16 protein-coding genes and 1 pseudogene are annotated in these 16,581 nt (G+C 54.8%); 9 read left to right on the top strand and 8 right to left on the bottom strand.

Features of this window, described 5'->3' with window-relative positions; genetic code table 11:
- Positions 1-219 precede the first annotated feature (219 nt).
- Together PUZ33_RS02105 and oqxB are read left to right on the top strand one after the other, a co-directional pair.
- Positions 220-1,395, top strand: a complete 1,176-nt coding sequence (locus PUZ33_RS02105; protein ID WP_013096739.1) for an efflux RND transporter periplasmic adaptor subunit — start codon at positions 220-222, stop codon at positions 1,393-1,395.
- 23 nt (positions 1,396-1,418) lie between these two features.
- Entirely contained in the window at positions 1,419-4,571 is a 3,153-nt protein-coding gene (oqxB, locus tag PUZ33_RS02100; protein WP_014831781.1) for a multidrug efflux RND transporter permease subunit OqxB, read from the top strand.
- Positions 4,572-4,629: 58 nt separating this feature from the next.
- Here oqxB and PUZ33_RS02095 read toward each other — a convergent pair whose 3' ends face one another.
- Both PUZ33_RS02095 and PUZ33_RS02090 read right to left on the bottom strand, forming a co-directional pair.
- The gene (locus PUZ33_RS02095) at positions 4,630-5,109 is read right to left on the bottom strand and encodes an RrF2 family transcriptional regulator (RefSeq protein WP_013096741.1); all 480 of its coding nucleotides are present in this window, start codon (positions 5,107-5,109) and stop codon (positions 4,630-4,632) included.
- A gap of 171 nt (positions 5,110-5,280) precedes the next feature.
- Positions 5,281-6,249: pseudogene (locus tag PUZ33_RS02090) on the bottom strand (sensor histidine kinase); the annotation flags it as partial.
- Between the two features lie 113 nt (positions 6,250-6,362).
- Here PUZ33_RS02090 and PUZ33_RS02085 point away from each other — a divergent pair.
- Entirely contained in the window at positions 6,363-6,674 is a 312-nt protein-coding gene (locus PUZ33_RS02085; RefSeq protein ID WP_040023203.1) for a hypothetical protein, read from the top strand.
- A 38-nt stretch (positions 6,675-6,712) separates the two neighbouring features.
- Here the strand turns inward: PUZ33_RS02085 and PUZ33_RS02080 are convergent, their stop codons facing one another.
- Positions 6,713-7,294: a CGNR zinc finger domain-containing protein gene (locus PUZ33_RS02080; RefSeq protein WP_058680394.1), complete on the bottom strand. Its 582-nt coding sequence runs from the start codon at positions 7,292-7,294 to the stop codon at positions 6,713-6,715.
- Positions 7,295-7,412: 118 nt separating this feature from the next.
- On the opposite strand from PUZ33_RS02080, the gene PUZ33_RS02075 reads away from it, so the two are divergent.
- Positions 7,413-8,312, top strand: a complete 900-nt coding sequence (locus PUZ33_RS02075) for an alpha/beta fold hydrolase (protein ID WP_058680395.1) — start codon at positions 7,413-7,415, stop codon at positions 8,310-8,312.
- A gap of 25 nt (positions 8,313-8,337) precedes the next feature.
- On the opposite strand, the gene PUZ33_RS02070 is transcribed toward PUZ33_RS02075, so the two are convergent.
- Positions 8,338-9,222: a LysR family transcriptional regulator gene (locus PUZ33_RS02070; RefSeq protein ID WP_058680396.1), complete on the bottom strand. Its 885-nt coding sequence runs from the start codon at positions 9,220-9,222 to the stop codon at positions 8,338-8,340.
- Between the two features lie 120 nt (positions 9,223-9,342).
- On the opposite strand from PUZ33_RS02070, the gene PUZ33_RS02065 reads away from it, so the two are divergent.
- A complete protein-coding gene (locus PUZ33_RS02065) occupies positions 9,343-10,740 on the top strand; it encodes an amidohydrolase family protein (RefSeq protein ID WP_058680397.1) in 1,398 nt (465 codons plus the stop codon).
- Positions 10,741-10,754: 14 nt separating this feature from the next.
- A complete protein-coding gene (locus tag PUZ33_RS02060) occupies positions 10,755-11,222 on the top strand; it encodes a DMT family transporter (RefSeq protein WP_205247002.1) in 468 nt (155 codons plus the stop codon).
- A gap of 179 nt (positions 11,223-11,401) precedes the next feature.
- Here PUZ33_RS02060 and PUZ33_RS02055 read toward each other — a convergent pair whose 3' ends face one another.
- Positions 11,402-12,295: a LysR family transcriptional regulator gene (locus PUZ33_RS02055; protein ID WP_260471374.1), complete on the bottom strand. Its 894-nt coding sequence runs from the start codon at positions 12,293-12,295 to the stop codon at positions 11,402-11,404.
- 93 nt (positions 12,296-12,388) lie between these two features.
- Between PUZ33_RS02055 and PUZ33_RS02050 the strand changes: the two genes are divergently transcribed.
- From PUZ33_RS02050 to PUZ33_RS02040, 3 genes are all read left to right on the top strand, one after another.
- Entirely contained in the window at positions 12,389-13,483 is a 1,095-nt protein-coding gene (locus PUZ33_RS02050) for an oxidoreductase (RefSeq protein WP_058680400.1), read from the top strand.
- A 37-nt stretch (positions 13,484-13,520) separates the two neighbouring features.
- On the top strand, positions 13,521-13,715 hold the full coding sequence (locus tag PUZ33_RS02045; RefSeq protein ID WP_058680401.1) for a hypothetical protein: 195 nt from the start codon (positions 13,521-13,523) through the stop codon (positions 13,713-13,715).
- Positions 13,716-13,868: 153 nt separating this feature from the next.
- On the top strand, positions 13,869-14,405 hold the full coding sequence (locus PUZ33_RS02040) for a GNAT family N-acetyltransferase (protein ID WP_058680427.1): 537 nt from the start codon (positions 13,869-13,871) through the stop codon (positions 14,403-14,405).
- A 36-nt stretch (positions 14,406-14,441) separates the two neighbouring features.
- On the opposite strand, the gene PUZ33_RS02035 is transcribed toward PUZ33_RS02040, so the two are convergent.
- Genes PUZ33_RS02035 through paaX form a run of 3 tightly spaced genes read right to left on the bottom strand, consistent with a single transcriptional unit; the run spans position 14,442 to position 16,499 of the window.
- Positions 14,442-14,945: a GNAT family N-acetyltransferase gene (locus PUZ33_RS02035; RefSeq protein WP_058680402.1), complete on the bottom strand. Its 504-nt coding sequence runs from the start codon at positions 14,943-14,945 to the stop codon at positions 14,442-14,444.
- 15 nt (positions 14,946-14,960) lie between these two features.
- Positions 14,961-15,557: a phenylacetic acid degradation protein PaaY gene (paaY, locus tag PUZ33_RS02030; RefSeq protein ID WP_029883660.1), complete on the bottom strand. Its 597-nt coding sequence runs from the start codon at positions 15,555-15,557 to the stop codon at positions 14,961-14,963.
- 9 nt (positions 15,558-15,566) lie between these two features.
- Entirely contained in the window at positions 15,567-16,499 is a 933-nt protein-coding gene (gene paaX, locus PUZ33_RS02025) for a phenylacetic acid degradation operon negative regulatory protein PaaX (protein ID WP_029883661.1), read from the bottom strand.
- Positions 16,500-16,581 lie beyond the last annotated feature (82 nt).

The following is a 16,581-nucleotide window of genomic DNA, read 5'->3' as shown; positions in this document are numbered from 1 at the left end:
CGCCTTTTTCCCCGGCCACAAATAGCACATAAAGTGCAACAATTATTCTTGCACTAAATTTAGCGCCTACCTACAATCGCCGCGATAGTGTATTCACAATTGTTACAGTTTTGTGGCGATGAACGGCACAAATGGCCTTAAGCCAGCCCGGACAAAGGAAGTGGCGCGGCGTCCCCCGTTGCGTCTTGCCCGGCGGCTACAACTACCGGAATAAAAATAATGAGCCTGCAAAAAACCTGGGGTAATTTTCATCTGAACGCGTTGGGCGCGGTGTTACTCTCCGCCCTGCTCGTCGGGTGCGACGAGGGTGTCGCGCAAAATGCCGCGCCACAAGCGCCCACCGTCAGCGCCGCTGATGTGGTCGTCAAATCCATTAGCCAGTGGGATAGCTTTAATGGCCGGATCGAAGCGGTGGAAAGCGTACAGCTCCGCCCTCGCGTCTCCGGCTACATTGATAAAGTGAATTACACCGACGGTCAGGAGGTCAAAAAAGGCCAGGTATTGTTCACGATCGATGACAGAACCTATCGCGCCACGCTGGAACAGGCGCAGGCAGCGCTGGCAAGAGCCAAAACGCAGGCCAGTCTGGCGCAAAGCGAGGCAAACCGTACCGATAAACTGGTCAATACCCATCTGGTCTCACGTGAAGAGTGGGAGCAGCGCCGCGCTGCTGCCGTCCAGGCCCAGGCCGACATTCGCGCCGCACAGGCGGCGGTGGATGCCGCGCAGCTGAACCTGGATTTCACTAAAGTGACCGCCCCTATCGACGGGCGCGCCAGCCGCGCGTTGATCACCAGCGGGAACCTCGTTACCGCCGGTGACAGCGCCAGCGTGCTCACCACGCTGGTCTCGCAGAAGACGGTTTACGTCTACTTTGACGTGGATGAGTCAACCTACCTTCACTATCAAAAACTCGCCCTCAGCGGGCAAGGTGCCGCCAGCACTCACCAGGCGCTACCGGTTGAGATTGGGCTGGTGGGCGAGGATGGCTATCCCCATCAGGGCAAAGTCGATTTTCTTGATAATCAGTTAACGCCAAGTACCGGCACCATTCGCATGCGCGCGCTGCTGGATAACACACAGCGTCAGTTCACGCCGGGACTGTTTGCCCGCGTCCGCCTGCCGGGCAGCGCGGAGTTCCAGGCCACGCTTATCGACGACAAAGCGGTGCTGACCGATCAGGATCGTAAGTATGTCTATGTCGTTGATAAAGAGAGTAAAGCGCAGCGTCGTGATATTACGCCAGGGCGTCTGGCCGACGGTTTACGTATCGTCCAGCAGGGGCTGAAGCCAGGCGATAAAGTCATCGTCGACGGTTTACAAAAAGTGTTTATGCCGGGCATGCCGGTTAACGCGAAAACCGTTGCCATGACCACCCGCGCCGCCCTTAACTGATCCCTTATCTGAGAATCCGACCCATGGACTTTTCCCGCTTTTTTATCGACAGGCCAATCTTTGCCGCGGTGCTGTCGATACTGATTTTTATCACAGGCTTAATCGCCATCCCGCTGTTGCCGGTGAGCGAATACCCTGACGTTGTGCCGCCAAGCGTGCAGGTGCGTGCGGAGTATCCCGGCGCCAACCCGAAGGTGATTGCAGAGACCGTGGCGACGCCGCTGGAAGAAGCAATCAACGGCGTTGAAAACATGATGTACATGAAGTCCGTCGCGGGCTCCGACGGCGTTCTGGTGACCACCGTCACGTTCCGCCCAGGAACCGACCCGGATCAGGCCCAGGTTCAGGTACAAAACCGCGTGTCACAGGCCGAAGCGCGCCTGCCGGAAGACGTGCGCCGTCTGGGTATCACCACCCAGAAACAGTCCCCGACGCTGACGCTGGTGGTGCATCTGTTTTCGCCCGGCGGTAAGTACGATTCACTCTATATGCGTAACTACGCCACGCTGAAAGTGAAGGATGAACTGGCGCGTCTGCCCGGCGTCGGCCAAATCCAGATTTTTGGCTCGGGCGAATACGCGATGCGCGTCTGGCTGGATCCAAATAAGGTGGCGGCACGCGGCCTGACCGCCTCGGACGTGGTAACGGCAATGCAGGAGCAAAACGTGCAGGTGTCCGCCGGACAGTTGGGCGCCGAGCCGCTGCCGAAAGAGAGCGATTTCCTGATCTCCATTAACGCGCAGGGTCGTCTGCATACCGAAGAAGAGTTTGGCAATATTATCCTGAAAACGGCGCAGGACGGCTCGCTGGTGCGCCTGCGCGATGTGGCGCGTATTGAAATGGGCTCCGGCAGCTATGCGCTGCGTTCCCAGCTCAACAATAAAGACGCGGTCGGGATTGGTATCTTCCAGTCGCCGGGGGCCAACGCCATCGATCTGTCGAACGCGGTGCGCGCTAAAATGGCAGAACTGTCTACCCGTTTCCCGGAAGACATGAAATGGGCGGCGCCTTACGATCCGACGGTGTTCGTGCGTGACTCCATTCGCGCGGTCGTGCAGACACTGCTGGAAGCGGTGGTGCTGGTTGTACTGGTGGTCATTCTGTTCCTGCAAACCTGGCGTGCGTCGATCATTCCGCTGATCGCGGTGCCGGTCTCGGTGGTGGGCACGTTCAGCATTCTTTACCTGCTGGGCTTTTCGCTTAACACCCTGAGTTTGTTCGGGCTGGTGCTGGCGATCGGTATCGTCGTGGACGATGCCATTGTGGTGGTGGAAAACGTCGAGCGAAACATCGAAGAGGGGCTTGCGCCGCTGGCGGCAGCGCATCAGGCGATGCGTGAAGTCTCCGGGCCGATTATCGCGATTGCGCTGGTGCTGTGCGCGGTGTTCGTGCCGATGGCGTTTCTTTCTGGGGTTACGGGTCAGTTCTACAAGCAGTTTGCGGTGACGATTGCGATATCAACGGTGATCTCCGCCATTAACTCGCTGACGCTTTCGCCCGCGCTGGCCGCCCTGCTCCTGAAGCCGCACGGCGCGCCGAAGGACCTCCCTACCCGGCTTATCGATCGCCTGTTCGGCTGGATTTTCCGTCCGTTTAACCGCTTCTTCCACCGTAGCTCGAACGGTTATCAGGGGCTGGTGGGCAAAACGCTCGGACGACGCGGTGCGGTGTTTGTGGTCTATGTGCTGCTGCTCTGTGCTGCAGGCGTAATGTTTAAAGCCGTACCCGGCGGGTTTATTCCCACTCAGGATAAGCTGTACCTGATTGGCGGCGTGAAAATGCCGGAAGGCTCATCGCTGGCACGTACCGATGCAGTGATCCGCAAAATGAGCGAAATCGGTATGAACACCGAGGGCGTGGATTATGCGGTCGCCTTCCCGGGGCTGAATGCGCTGCAGTTCACCAATACGCCGAATACCGGGACGGTCTTCTTTGGCCTGAAACCGTTTGACCAGCGTAAACACACGGCGGCGGAAATTAACGCCGAGATCAACGCCAAAATCGCGCAAATCCAGCAGGGCTTTGGCTTCTCCATTCTGCCGCCGCCTATTCTGGGGCTGGGTCAGGGGTCGGGTTACTCGCTGTACATCCAGGATCGGGCCGGTCTGGGCTACGGTGCGTTGCAAAACGCGGTGAACACCATGTCGGGTGCAATTATGCAGACGCCGGGAATGCACTTCCCTATCTCCACCTACCAGGCGAACGTTCCGCAGCTGGATGTGCAGGTCGACAGGGATAAGGCCAAAGCCCAGGGCGTGTCGCTGACCGATCTGTTCGGGACGCTGCAAACCTATCTGGGATCGTCCTATGTGAATGACTTTAACCAGTTCGGCCGCACCTGGCGCGTCATGGCGCAGGCCGACGGGCCGTACCGCGACAGCGTGGAAGATATTGCGAATCTGCGCACCCGTAATAACCAGGGTGAGATGGTGCCGATTGGCAGTATGGTCAATATCAGTACCACTTACGGGCCCGATCCGGTGATTCGCTACAACGGCTATCCGGCGGCGGACCTGATTGGCGATGCCGATCCGCGCGTCCTCTCCTCTACCGAGGCGATGACGCAACTGGAGGGGATGTCTAAGCAGATCCTGCCGAACGGGATGAATATCGAGTGGACGGATCTGAGCTTCCAGCAGGCCACTCAGGGGAACACGGCGTTAATCGTCTTCCCGGTCGCGGTTCTGCTGGCGTTCCTGGTCCTGGCGGCACTGTACGAAAGCTGGACGCTGCCGCTGGCGGTGATCCTTATCGTGCCGATGACGATGCTCTCTGCCCTGTTTGGCGTCTGGCTGACCGGCGGTGATAACAACGTGTTTGTGCAGGTGGGTCTGGTGGTATTGATGGGGCTGGCGTGTAAAAACGCGATTCTTATCGTGGAGTTTGCCCGCGAGCTGGAAATCCAGGGCAAAGGTATAATGGAAGCGGCGCTCGAAGCGTGCCGCCTGCGTTTACGCCCGATTGTGATGACCTCCATCGCCTTTATCGCCGGGACCATCCCGCTCATCCTCGGCCACGGTGCGGGTGCAGAAGTGCGCGGCGTCACCGGGATCACGGTATTCTCCGGTATGCTGGGCGTAACGCTGTTTGGCCTGTTCCTGACGCCGGTGTTTTACGTGACGCTGCGTAAATTTGTCACGCGCGGCAAAGTGGAAAGAGAGGTCTTGCCCGCGTAATACGCTGCAGATAACAAAAAACCGCCTTCACGATGAAGGCGGTTTTTTTATGCAGCCATTAATGCGCTTTCTTGTACTGGGCAATCAGTTCGGGCACCGGATCGCACCCGCTGGTATCCGCTTTCTTGAGCTCTTCCAGCGCGCTTGCCACGGTATGACCGGCTAAGACCGCGAGTGACGCCTGCTCGGCCTCTTCAGCGATGGATTTAAAGTACCAGCACGTATTCGCGCTCACCACGCAGCGCGCCGGTACGTCGGGGCGCGACGCCCACAGCTTTTTATCTTCTATGACAGAAAGGTAGATATCACGCAGGGTGATCTGTTCCGGCGGGCGGCCAAGGTGAATCGAGCCGTTGCGACCAAGCGTGGAGACGATAATACCGTCACGCGTGAGGGGAACCATCAGTTTGCGGATGAAGCTCGGATTCGCTTCCAGGCCATAGGCCAGAATCGCACTCGTCGAACGTTCACCCAATTGCTCCGCCATCGCTACGCTGAGAACCATCTGCAAAGCTGTCGGGAAGCGGTAATCTAACATTTACGTATCCTGGGTTGCGGTGAATCTTATTCTTTTTGGCACCGCAGAGGTGAATAATCAATAAGCAACAATATAACAAATACCGTAATTATTTTGAAGCTATCTACTTTGACCCGCCCCGTAAAAAAGAGTTTCCATCGCGCACGAAATGGGATCACCCTCCCGTTTTCTTCAGGCAAACGCCGGGTTGGGGAAATCCACCGTCACCCTGAGCCCACCGTCAGCAGAGGTACTCAGGCTCACGCTGCTGTTGTGCTGCTGCGCCACCGCTTTAACGATGGCCAGACCCAGCCCGCTCCCGTTCTGCACCTGATTCGGATCGCGGAAAAACCGGTCAAACACCCGTTCCCTCAACGCAACCGGAATACCCGGCCCGGCATCGGAGACGCTGAATTGAGTGCACGTCTCCGCCGAAAAGAGATCGACCGCCACCCGCCCGCCTTGCGGGCTGTATTTGATGGCATTTTCAATCACATTATCGATAAGCGACATCAGACGTTCTCTGACACCGCTCACCCAGCTTTCTTCCTGAGCGTAGAATTCAAGCTCAATATTGCGTTCCGCGGCGAGCGGTGCCAGCACCGCCATGCGCTCCTGGATGAGCGTCGTAAGCGGCACCGGCTCCATCGCCGTATCCACGCTTGCTTCGCTGTGCATCATCAGCAAAAGCTGATTAACCAGACGCGCCGCCCGGCTATTGCTGCGAATAATCCCTGCAAGCAGCGCCTGTTGGTTATCACTGCTGACGTAGGCCTGCAACGCCTCCACATTGATTCGCATCGCCGCCAGCGGCGTGCGCAGCTCGTGAGCGGCATCGGCAATAAATACCCGCTCCCTTTCCGTGCTTTCTCGCACCCTGGCAAGGAACTGATTAATCGCATTCACCATCTGGCTAAGCTCCCGGTGCGTTGGCACAGCCTTTAACGGAGAGAGATCTTCTGGCGCGCGCGAGGCAATTTCATTCACGACGTTGTTCCACGGGCGCATAGCGATGCGGATGGACAGCCATGCGGGAAACAGCAGAAAAGGAATACACACCAGCAGCGGCATGATGTAGTAGCCACGCGAGTTGAGGTAGATAAAGAAATTCCACCCCGCTGCAGGCGTCACCAGCGTCACCTCCACGTCGGAATTCGCGGATATTTGTTTGGATGGACCGCCAAATCCGCCCCGTGATATATGACGGGGCGGAGCCTGCCAGGGATAAGGAACTATGGTATGGTTCTCTTTTTGCCACTAAAGAGAAAAAGCTAATGATTGTAAGAACCTGGCACGGATGTGTCCCGCTTAAACATGCAGAAGGATTTGCCAAACACCTTGAAAAAACCGGTGTGGAGCACTCAAGGAGCATACCGGGAAACAAAGGCGCATTCGTGCGCAGGGAAAGTCAGGGTAACTGGGAGCATTTCTTTCTGGCTACCTACTGGCAGGACCTGGATGCAGTGAAGGCATTTGCCGGAGAAAACTATCACGTGGCAGTCACCTACCCGGACGACGATGCGTTCGAGTTGCTTTCTGATCCTTACGTTTTCCAACATGTCGTGGATGACGTTTCACCGCTTTAGCCTCCTTTGCGGCATCATAAGCGCTGTTATCTACCTCACTAAGGTTTCTTTCTGGAACGGAATGCAGCGACTTTCATACGGTTGCCGCAGGTTGCCATGCTGCACCAGCGTCGGCGATGCGATTTACTCAGATCGTGGAACAGCAAAATGCAGTCATGAGCCTCACACTGACGAACGTATTCAAACTTATCGCTGCTAACCAGATTGACCAGGGCATCGGCAATCGGCCAGAGCAGGCCTGATGGGCTTCCAGTGCTTTTATAAACCGCAACCCGGTATTGTTGCATGTTGCCATCCCATACAAGCTTGCTGATTGGGCGACCAACTTCCAGTACCCGGTTGATTACAGCCAGATCGACCGGAACGCTGTTCATGGCTGCGTTCACAACATTCCTTGCAGTATCGCGAAATTCACGAGCCTCAATAAGCAGTCCATCAGGGATCTGCTGATCCTTAATGTCAGGCAATAACCCGACTCTTATCAGCCAGCCAGCAACACTTTGATCATCGATAAAACAGTCATGACGTTTTCCATCCACGACATACTCAGTGTTGATGAAATCGAGGGCCAGGTTATCACCCAGTAACGGGGCAGCAGAATTTGTGTTTTCAGAACTCATGATTATATGTAACCCCTAAATTTTATTTGTCAGGTTACCAAAATATCATGTAACCTTCAAATTCAAATTATAACGGTTACACGAGGTTTTCATGACTACTTCTCAATCAATCTCCAACATGGCACTTGCCGACTCTGCGTATGATGGCACTGTCGCCAGTCCGGTTTATTACCGCCATGAACAGGTGGATAACGTCAAAATTTTCTACCGCGAGGCGGGACATCCAGAGGCGCCGACGATCTTGCTGCTTCACGGTTTTGCAGCCTCATCATTCATGTTCCGCGACCTGATACCTGCCCTTGCCGGGAGCTACCACGTCATTGCGCCCGATCTGCCAGCGTTCGGTTTTACTGAAGCACCAGCAAGAGGTGAGTATTCCTATTCTTTCAATCAGCTGGCGAAAACCATTGAGCAGTTCACCGAACATCTCAAGCTCAGCACTTATGCGCTTATGGTGCACGACTACGGTGCCCCGGTAGGCTGGCGTCTCGCTGTCTCGCATCCGGAGCGTGTGACCGCAATTATTTCCCAGAACGGTAACGCTTATGAGGAAGGTCTGGGGGAAGGCTGGGCGCCTATTCAACGATACTGGCACGAACCCACAGAGCAGAATCGGCTTGCCCTGCATGACTTCCCGACACCAGATTCAATTAAATGGCAATACCTTGAAGGCGTTGCCGACACGAGTTCAGTTTCACCCGATGGGTACACCCTGGAAGGGCTACACATCTCGCGGCCGGGCAATGCGGATATTCAACTCGATTTGGTGCTGGATTACGCCTCAAATGTGGCCATGTATCCTGTGTTCCAGGAATACTTCCGTGAGTATCAGCCACCTCTGCTGGCGGTTTGGGGTAAGAACGATCCGTTTTTCCTTCCAGCAGGCGCGCTGGCATGGAAACGCGACCTTCCTGATGCGGACATTCGCTTCTATGACACTGGCCACTTCGCGCTGGAAACCCATGGCAGGGAAATCGTTCCTGTTATCCGTGAGTTTCTGAAAAAAAATATTGTGTAAAGAGGACGTTCACCACACGACTCTCTCAGATGAGTTCATCTATCCAGTCAGCAAAGGCGCGTACGGCGGGAGAAAGAAAGCGCTGGTGAGGATACAGTAACGTGACCGGGACTGGCGGTGGCTGCCAGTCGGCCATGATCTCCACCAGCGTGCCCTGCGCAAGGTGCTCAGCTATAACATTCTCAGCAAGCTGCGCCAGCCCGTAACCCTCAAGGCACATTTTGATATAGAGCCCCGTTTCGTTAACGGCCGTCTGGCCGTTAACAGAGACATACCGCAACGCAGAACCCTGCTGGAAACGCAGTTCGTCTGCACGCCGGGTTTGACCCGAAAAATAGTGGATCGCCCGATGCCGGGATAACTCGTCTGGTGACTGTGGCACACCATACTCCCTGAGATAGTCCGGAGAGGCACAGGTGATCCAACGAAACCTGCCCAGCGGACGCGCAACCAGCGTGGAATTGGTCAACTCCCCTGTCCTGATCACGCAATCGACACCCTCCTGAACGAGGTCAACCTGCCGGTCGCTTACGCCAGTCATCAGATAGATATCCGGGTAACGCCGATAAAAGTCTTGCAGATTGGGCATGACGATGAAGTGGGCAATCCCGGCAGGCATATCTACCCGCAACCGGCCCTGTGGCCGTCTCACGGAATCCGTCAGGCTGGATTCCGCATGCTCGATCAACGACAGTATGTCCCGGCACTGCGCAAGATACTGCACCCCTTCAGGGGTGAGACTCACCCGTCTGGTCGTGCGGTTAAGCAGGCGCACCTGCAGATACTTTTCAAGGTTTTTAATGGTGCTGGTTACCGTGGATGAAGGCAATGAAAGCGTTTCTGCCGCGCGCACAAAGCTCCCGGCTTCCGCCACCCGCGTAAAAATCTGCATTGCCTGAAGACGATCCATACCCTTTTCCTCTCACCCGATTATTCGCAGATTATGAATAATAAAAACAGTTTGAGCATCTTTTTCGCGTTAATAGAGTGACGTACTTTTTTCCTGTTTATCAGGAAAGAGATATCGAATATGACCGATTACATGAGAAATATTGTTAGTAATGCAACGTTCACACCGCCAGCAACACTGATCCGTGGTGCAACAATCCTCAGCATGGACGAGACCGTGGGGAATATTGAACACGGGGACATTCTTATTACAGATTCAACCATTACCGCTGTAGGGAAGAACCTGGACGCACGGGGCGCCCGTATCATAGATGCCACAAACATGATTGCGATACCGGGGATGGTGGATTCTCACCGTCACGCGTGGGAAGGACAGCTGCGTCGCATCAACCCTAATGCCACTTGTCTGGACGACTACAGCAACGCCACACACTTCTCTTTTGCCAGATATTATCGCCCTTCAGATATCTACACAGGTAACCTGTTGACAGCCCTGGGCGCGATTGACGCGGGCATCACGACAATTATTGATAACTCGCATAACAGCCGCACCGCTGCGCATTCCGACGCCGCCGTTGAGGCGCTGCTTGATTCAGGTATTCGTGCCATCCATGCCTCCGGTGCGCCAGTATCAGGCGACTGGGACAGAGCCCACTGGCCGGGTAACTGGCAGCGCCTGCAGGAGAAGTATTTTAAGAACAACCCTGACAGCCTCGTTTCTCTGGGTGTGATGGCCCAACTGGAGCCCGCCTTGTGGGCCGAAGCCCGCAGGCTGGGACTGCCTATCGTCACGGAATTCTTTGGTGCAGAGATGGCCTCACAGCTTGCATCGCTGCATCAACAGGGCCTGCTTGGCCCGGACAATATTTTTAATCACTGCACGGCGCTGCCTGACGAGGGATGGAAGATCCTGCGTGAAGCCGGTGTGCGGGTGAACGTCTGCCCACGCTCTGATGCGCACTATGGTATCGAAGACGGGATGTTTGCCATCCAGTCAGCCCTGCGCCATGGTATCAACCCTGGCCTTAGCGTTGATAACGAAACGTCCTACAGTACGGACATGTTTATGGAAATGCGTGTGGCCTTTTACCTGCAACGGGTGATAGGGATGCATCAGCAGCAGTGCTGCGATACCCCTCATTCGCTGACAACGCTCCCGGCAGCGCAACTCCTTAAAGCGGCGACGGTCGATGGTGCAGCCTGCGCAGGGTTGCAGGACAAAATTGGCAGCCTGACGCCTGGCAAACAGGCCGACCTGATCCTGATTAACACCAGCGACATCAATCTCTACCCATCCGGGAATGCCTTTGGCACGGTGGTACATGCGACAGAGCGCAGCAATATCGATACCGTCATGATCGGTGGGCGTATCGTCAAGCAGAACGGCAAAGTCCTGGGCGTAGACAGCGCGCGCCTGCGTGCAGTGGTTGATGAATCGCGAGAGCACCTGTTTGCCGCCGCCGGATATGAGCCTGACATGTTTGCCGAAATCTTTCTGCCGCTGGTGCAGGCACACTGACAGGGATGAAACAGATGATCTATTACCTCATCGCGTTTGCCGCCGGTCTTGGGATCACCCTGCAAACGACGCTGAATAGCCAGCTCGCACGAGGACTCGGCGGTGATCCGGTGACGGCCGCGCTGTTTTCTTTTGCTGCCGGTGCATTCAGTCTTGGAATTTACTCGCTGCTGCGCGGGGGATTATTCACCACACTTGCGGCCATTCCGTCTCAACCACGGTGGAGTCTGACGGGCGGCCTGATTGGGGCATGTGCCCTCTTCAGCTACGTATTGCTTGCACCGAAGATCGGCTTTTCAGCCCTGCTCGGGCTGGCGATTGTCGGGCAATTACTCTCATCGCAGGTGATTGACCATTTTGGTCTGCTGGGCGCAATGAGGCGGCCAGTCTCGATACTGAAGCTAAGCGGAATGCTGGTTATGCTGATCGGGCTGGCCATTATGCTGTTCGGGGATCGGCTTTCGGAGCGGTTTATGCACTGAAAAGGTGTATTGAATTGTTTTACGGAAGTCTGCGATGGTGTGATATCCGTGAAATAACAGTTTTCACTCTGCTTATTCGAGACCATTTCAGAGAATCTACGCTGTCGGTGGGTGTCCGCTTGAGCGAGGAGCGGACATCACAAATCCTTCGCCTGCTGCAAAAAGGAAAAACTTTTTGTTCATAACATCAGGTTTTTCAGGGATGACTTTAAAGCATCAAGGAAGACAGTAACACGGCATGGCAGGTAGCGCTTTGTCGGAAACAGCGCCCATATTGCCAGCATGTGGCATTCCGCATCACTAAGTGTTATTTCGACGAGTTCTCCGGTTGCCAGTTCAGAGTGAATATCTGCTTTTGTTAGTTGTGCCAGGCCCGCTCCTGCCTTACACATACTTCGGACACCTTCTACATTGTTACAAATGAACCGTGGCTCAAATAAATGACTGAGTAGGTTCCCATCTTTCATAAATGTCCACTGAGACACCATTGCCGTTCTCAAACACTGATGATTGGTCAGTTCTGCCAGAGTGGTGGGAATCCCGTGCTGGGACAGATAAGCAGGTGAGGCACAGAGGACCCGGGGGTTGCTGCTGAGTCTGTGGGCAATCAGGTTCGAATCCCTGAGCGGGGCAACCCTGATGGCCACATCGTATCCCTGACCCACGATATCCACCACGTCATCGCTGAGGTTGAGGTCGATTTTCATCTTCGGATTCCGTTCCATGAGTTCAGGCAGCAGGGGAAGTATGTAACGGCGACCGATGCCGGAGGGTGCCGTGATCCTCAAGAGACCTGTTGCCCCGCCAGCTTCCTCGCTGAACATAATCCGCGCGCCCTGCTCTGCTTCCATCATGGTTCTGGCATAGGGAAGAAACTCTTCGCCCTCACTTGTCAGCGACACCGCGCGTGTCGTGCGTTGAAACAGACGCGCACCTAAATCCTTTTCCAACTGGGCGAGATGTCGCGACACGCTCATCGCGCTCATGCCAAGTCTGCGTGCGGCCTGAGAAAGATTGCAGGTTTCTGCAAGAACGGTGAACAGTTCGACGTCCCGAAGATTCATTATATCCATTTCCGTTATACAGTGATGCATTTCTTACCAGTATAACGTTCAGGATAACGGCATTATAATTATTTTTATTATAATTGTTACCGAGGAGTCGCCATGCGCCACGCATCATTATTCGAAGCCACATTTATTAACCGCACTCTGTTCCGCAATCGCATCATGGTTGCTCCTATGACGCGTATCTCTGCGTCTGAAACCGGCGTACCAGGTGAAAAGATGCAGGATTATTACTCCCGCTTTGCCCGGGGAGGTTTCGGCGCCATCATCACCGAGGGGATCTACATTGATCAGGCGTGGTCACAGACCTATGCGTTTCAGCCAGGCATCGTGAATGAAGAACAGATCTGCGGCTGGAAAAATATTGTCGAAAAAGCGCATCAGAGTGGTGCTCGGGTCATAGCCCAGCTCATTCATGCCGGCGCATTGTCTCAGAAAAATATCTACCGTCTGGGCTCTGCCGGTCCTTCCGCCGTACAACCTAAAGGGCAGCAACTTGAGTTCTACTATGGTTCCGGAGAATACCGCACTCCCCGGGCACTCAGTGAAGAGCAGATCCGCGACATCATCTCCAGTTTTGCCGACAGCGCGGAGCGTGCCGTCAGTGATGCAAAATTTGACGGGGTTGAGATCCATGCTGCGAACGGATATCTGCTTGACCAGTTCCTGACAGACTATACCAACCAGCGAACTGATGGATGGGGTGGTTCCCTGGAAAACCGGCTGGCCATTACGCTGGAAGTTATCCGTGCCGTACGCGGCAAAATTGGCGCAGAAAAGACGCTGGGCGTCAGGATTTCGCAGGGAAAAGTAAACGATTTTCATCATAAATGGAAAGAAGGTGAGCCCGGTGCCAGGAAAATCTTCGGTCTGCTCGCCGATGCCGGCGTGGACTATATCCATGTGACCGAATACAAATCCTGGCTACCTGCATTCGAGAACAGCGACAAGAGCCTTGTTGAGCTTGCCCGTGAAGCCGCTCCGGAGACCATAATAATTGCTAACGGTGGGCTGGATGACGGTGAAACGGCAGAAAAGCTTCTGGGTATGGGGGCAGACTTTGTTTCCATTGGCAAGGCTGCGCTTGCCAATCCTGACTGGCCACGAAAAGTCGGCAGCGGTCTGCCACTCCACGAACTGCCTGGCGAAATTCTTTCGCCGGTTGCGGACATTAAGGAAAAAGAGCGTTTTTAATTGTTATTACCAGCTGTGCTGAAACCAGGGAGTTAACATGACTGACAAGTCGAAAAAAACCATCAGGATCTTATTTCCACAGTGGCAGGGTGGCAACCAGGAGCTCTACGGGTTTGGTGCCCGGTTGCTGCACTGGCTCTCTCCGGAGTCATGCTCCTCTCTGCATACTATCAGCGTGCCGGAATTTAACCCGGACACGCATGAGCCTGAAGAGGGTCTGCTTTATCGCTGACAGTTACTCAGCCAGCATGATGAAGCCTGGGCAGTGCTGGAAAAAGAAGAACCGGATCATATCGTGGTGTTCGACGGTGACTGCCTTGTAGACCAAGCTCCGTTTGCCTGGATGAACACCAAATACCTGATCTCGCTCATCAGGAGGACAACGATGAAAGTTGAAACGAAACGTTTATATCTTCGCCCTGTAAGAGAGTCAGATGTCGTTGCACTTTTCAAAATTTATGGCGATCCAGCGACTAATACCTTTAACCCTGCTGGTCCCTACCCGGACATTGACTACGCGCAATCGGTCCTGAATCGCTGGATCGGTCACTGGAATAACCATGGTTTTGGAAACTGGGCTATCTCACTTCACAATAATATAGATAGCATCATCGGTTTTGGCGGGCTGGGAATTCGTGACTTTGCAGATAGCCGTCTTAATAATCTGGGTTATCGATTTTGCACTGATGCATGGGGAAAAGGTTTCGCGACAGAATTTGCAACCTCTGCGATCAAATACGGTTTTGAAGTAATCGACTTAACGGAAATATCAGCGGTCGTGAGAAGGAACCATCACGCATCGCAAAACGTTCTTGAAAAAGCGGGATTAAAATATATCAAAGAGATTCTGGATGTTGAGAATGCCCCGCCGAGTCTACTCTATTCGCTGACCAAAAATGAGTGGCTACGAAAAACAGAGTAGCCCCCAAAAGTCTTTCAATCATCTGCATGCAGTATGTTAAAGGTTGAGTTCATACACCACACAAGGCACATCATAATGCTCTTCTATCGCCTTGAACGTCATACCTAACCGTTGCATCACACGCTGCGAGGGGACATTGTCCGGATCGGCAACCGCAACCAGATAAGTGGCACCCACCCGTTCTGCCGCGAATGCAATAATCGCTTTAGCGGCTTCTGTTGCGTAACCTTTGCCATTGTGTTCCGGAATAAGTCGCCAGCCAATCTCCAGCGGGGCGCCCTCCACGTTAGCCAGATGCTGGAGACATGCTGCGCCAACGACCTCGCCAGACGCCTTCTCTTTAATCGCCCACCACGAAAAGCCGTATTTTGCCCAACGGGCCTGAACGCGTCGGATCCCTTCCCGGGTCTCTTCCGGCGTTTTAGCGATCCCCTGGTTGATATACCGCATCACGCCGGGATCGCCATCCATCACCCGCAAGCCTTCATAATGATCGTCATGATAGGGTTCAAGCTTTAAACGCGCTGTTTCTAAGTCCAACTTAATTCCCCCCGCTCACACCGCCGATTTCGGCCGTAAATTCTCATCAAACGTCAGTCGTTTGCGTCCCGGCTCTTCTTCGCGCAGCGGCTCCACCTGATGCATCGTCAGCTTACAGCGCTCCACCAGCACCTGATACTCGCGCGTGCCCTGCTGCTTCCAGGCCAGTTCCTGTTCGCTCAGCTCACGAATCGCTTTCGCCGGACTGCCGATAATCAAATGGTTAGCGGGCATCTCGGCTTTCGCCTTCACGAACGCCGCCGCGCCGACGATGCTGTTTTCGCCAATCACCGCGCCATCCATCACCACCGCGTTCATCCCTACCAGGGCGTTGCGGCGGATAATACAGCCATGCAGAATGGCGCTGTGGCCGATATGGCCGTCCTCTTCCACCACCGTATCCTGCTCCGGGAAGCCATGCATTACGCAGTTATCCTGAATGTTCGCACCATCTTTCACCACGATACGGCCAAAATCACCGCGCAGGCTGGCATTGGGGCCGACATACACACCTTTGCCCAGGATCACATCGCCAATGAGCACCGCTGTCGGGTGGACATAGCTCTCGTCTGGCACCACCGGCGTCAGACCGTCAATTTGATACACAGGCATCCTCACTCCTTATGCGGTCGCAAGACCACCAAAGCGTTGATAATAAAGCGTGCCGGGCACGGGCAGTTCACCCACCGAGGTTTCGCCTTTCTCGCTGACAAACGCCAGCGCTCCCGGTGCCACACGCTGATAGATGTTGATGCAAAGCTGTCGTGCGCTTTGTCCCGCCCAGTGTGCAGGCAGTAACTCCTCTGGTAGCAGCGGGTCTTTCAGCACCACGCGACGATAAAAGTGGATCAGTAACAGCTGGATGTGGAAGCAACGCTCTGGCGTAAGCTCTTCCGGCGTCGCCTCTTTCAGCAGCGGCAGCAGCGGACGGAACGACTGAATAAACGTCTCGTACATCGCGTTCTGTTCGGTCAGCTGCCAGCACTCCTCAACGCGGGAACGCAGCGCCGCGCGGGAAAGTGCCAGCGGTGAATGGGCTTCGAAGAAGATGACATTTTCCGCCACGCCCGCGTCATGAAGCAGCGACTGCACATCCGCCAGATGCTGCGAGGGCGAAGCCATCAGGCTGGGCGCCAGCGTGCCAAACCCTTGCCAGATAAGCTGTTTTTTCACATCGGCAAGCGTTGTTTTATCGAGGCCTTCGGAGAGCAGCAGCAGCCATTTACCATCCCAGGCGGGCAACTCCGCGCGGTAGATCTTATTCTCCGCCCGGCGGGTTAAACGCAGCCCTTTGTCGCTCAGGCGGTAATAGCTGCGACGCCCGATGCGGGAGACATCCAGCCAGCCCTCTTTATTGAGCCGAAACAGCGCGGTTCGCACGAAGCGCTCGCCAAAGCCCATCCCTTCGAGCAACGCGGCCAGGCTGCCAAGCCAGATCTCGCCGCCGCGATGGGAAAGCGCGTCACCGTATAATGAAGAGATTAGCGACGTCCCGCTGATGGGAACCGAACTGACCGCATGCTGAATAAAGGCGTCGAGTTTCATGTGATTCATTCTGTTGGTGTTTTTGTCCTGGATGAATCATAGCATACGAATCCTGGATAGACCCTCACCCTAACCCTCTCCCACAGGGAGA

The sequence above is a fragment of the Enterobacter cloacae complex sp. 2022EL-00981 genome, assembly GCF_028737495.1.
Classification (GTDB): Bacteria; Pseudomonadota; Gammaproteobacteria; order Enterobacterales; family Enterobacteriaceae; genus Enterobacter; species Enterobacter cloacae.
This window is presented reverse-complemented; position numbering and strand designations above follow the sequence as displayed.

Coding starts and splice junctions, on each gene's coding strand:
- PUZ33_RS02105 (WP_013096739.1), top strand. CDS start 220: ATGAGCCTGCAAAAAACCTGGGGTAATTTTCATCTGAACGCGTTGGGC.
- oqxB (WP_014831781.1), top strand. CDS start 1,419: ATGGACTTTTCCCGCTTTTTTATCGACAGGCCAATCTTTGCCGCGGTG.
- PUZ33_RS02095 (WP_013096741.1), bottom strand. CDS start 5,109: ATGTTAGATTACCGCTTCCCGACAGCTTTGCAGATGGTTCTCAGCGTA.
- PUZ33_RS02085 (WP_040023203.1), top strand. CDS start 6,363: ATGATTGTAAGAACCTGGCACGGATGTGTCCCGCTTAAACATGCAGAA.
- PUZ33_RS02080 (WP_058680394.1), bottom strand. CDS start 7,294: ATGAGTTCTGAAAACACAAATTCTGCTGCCCCGTTACTGGGTGATAAC.
- PUZ33_RS02075 (WP_058680395.1), top strand. CDS start 7,413: ATGGCACTTGCCGACTCTGCGTATGATGGCACTGTCGCCAGTCCGGTT.
- PUZ33_RS02070 (WP_058680396.1), bottom strand. CDS start 9,222: ATGGATCGTCTTCAGGCAATGCAGATTTTTACGCGGGTGGCGGAAGCC.
- PUZ33_RS02065 (WP_058680397.1), top strand. CDS start 9,343: ATGACCGATTACATGAGAAATATTGTTAGTAATGCAACGTTCACACCG.
- PUZ33_RS02060 (WP_205247002.1), top strand. CDS start 10,755: ATGATCTATTACCTCATCGCGTTTGCCGCCGGTCTTGGGATCACCCTG.
- PUZ33_RS02055 (WP_260471374.1), bottom strand. CDS start 12,295: ATGGATATAATGAATCTTCGGGACGTCGAACTGTTCACCGTTCTTGCA.
- PUZ33_RS02050 (WP_058680400.1), top strand. CDS start 12,389: ATGCGCCACGCATCATTATTCGAAGCCACATTTATTAACCGCACTCTG.
- PUZ33_RS02045 (WP_058680401.1), top strand. CDS start 13,521: ATGACTGACAAGTCGAAAAAAACCATCAGGATCTTATTTCCACAGTGG.
- PUZ33_RS02040 (WP_058680427.1), top strand. CDS start 13,869: ATGAAAGTTGAAACGAAACGTTTATATCTTCGCCCTGTAAGAGAGTCA.
- paaY (WP_029883660.1), bottom strand. CDS start 15,557: ATGCCTGTGTATCAAATTGACGGTCTGACGCCGGTGGTGCCAGACGAG.
- paaX (WP_029883661.1), bottom strand. CDS start 16,499: ATGAATCACATGAAACTCGACGCCTTTATTCAGCATGCGGTCAGTTCG.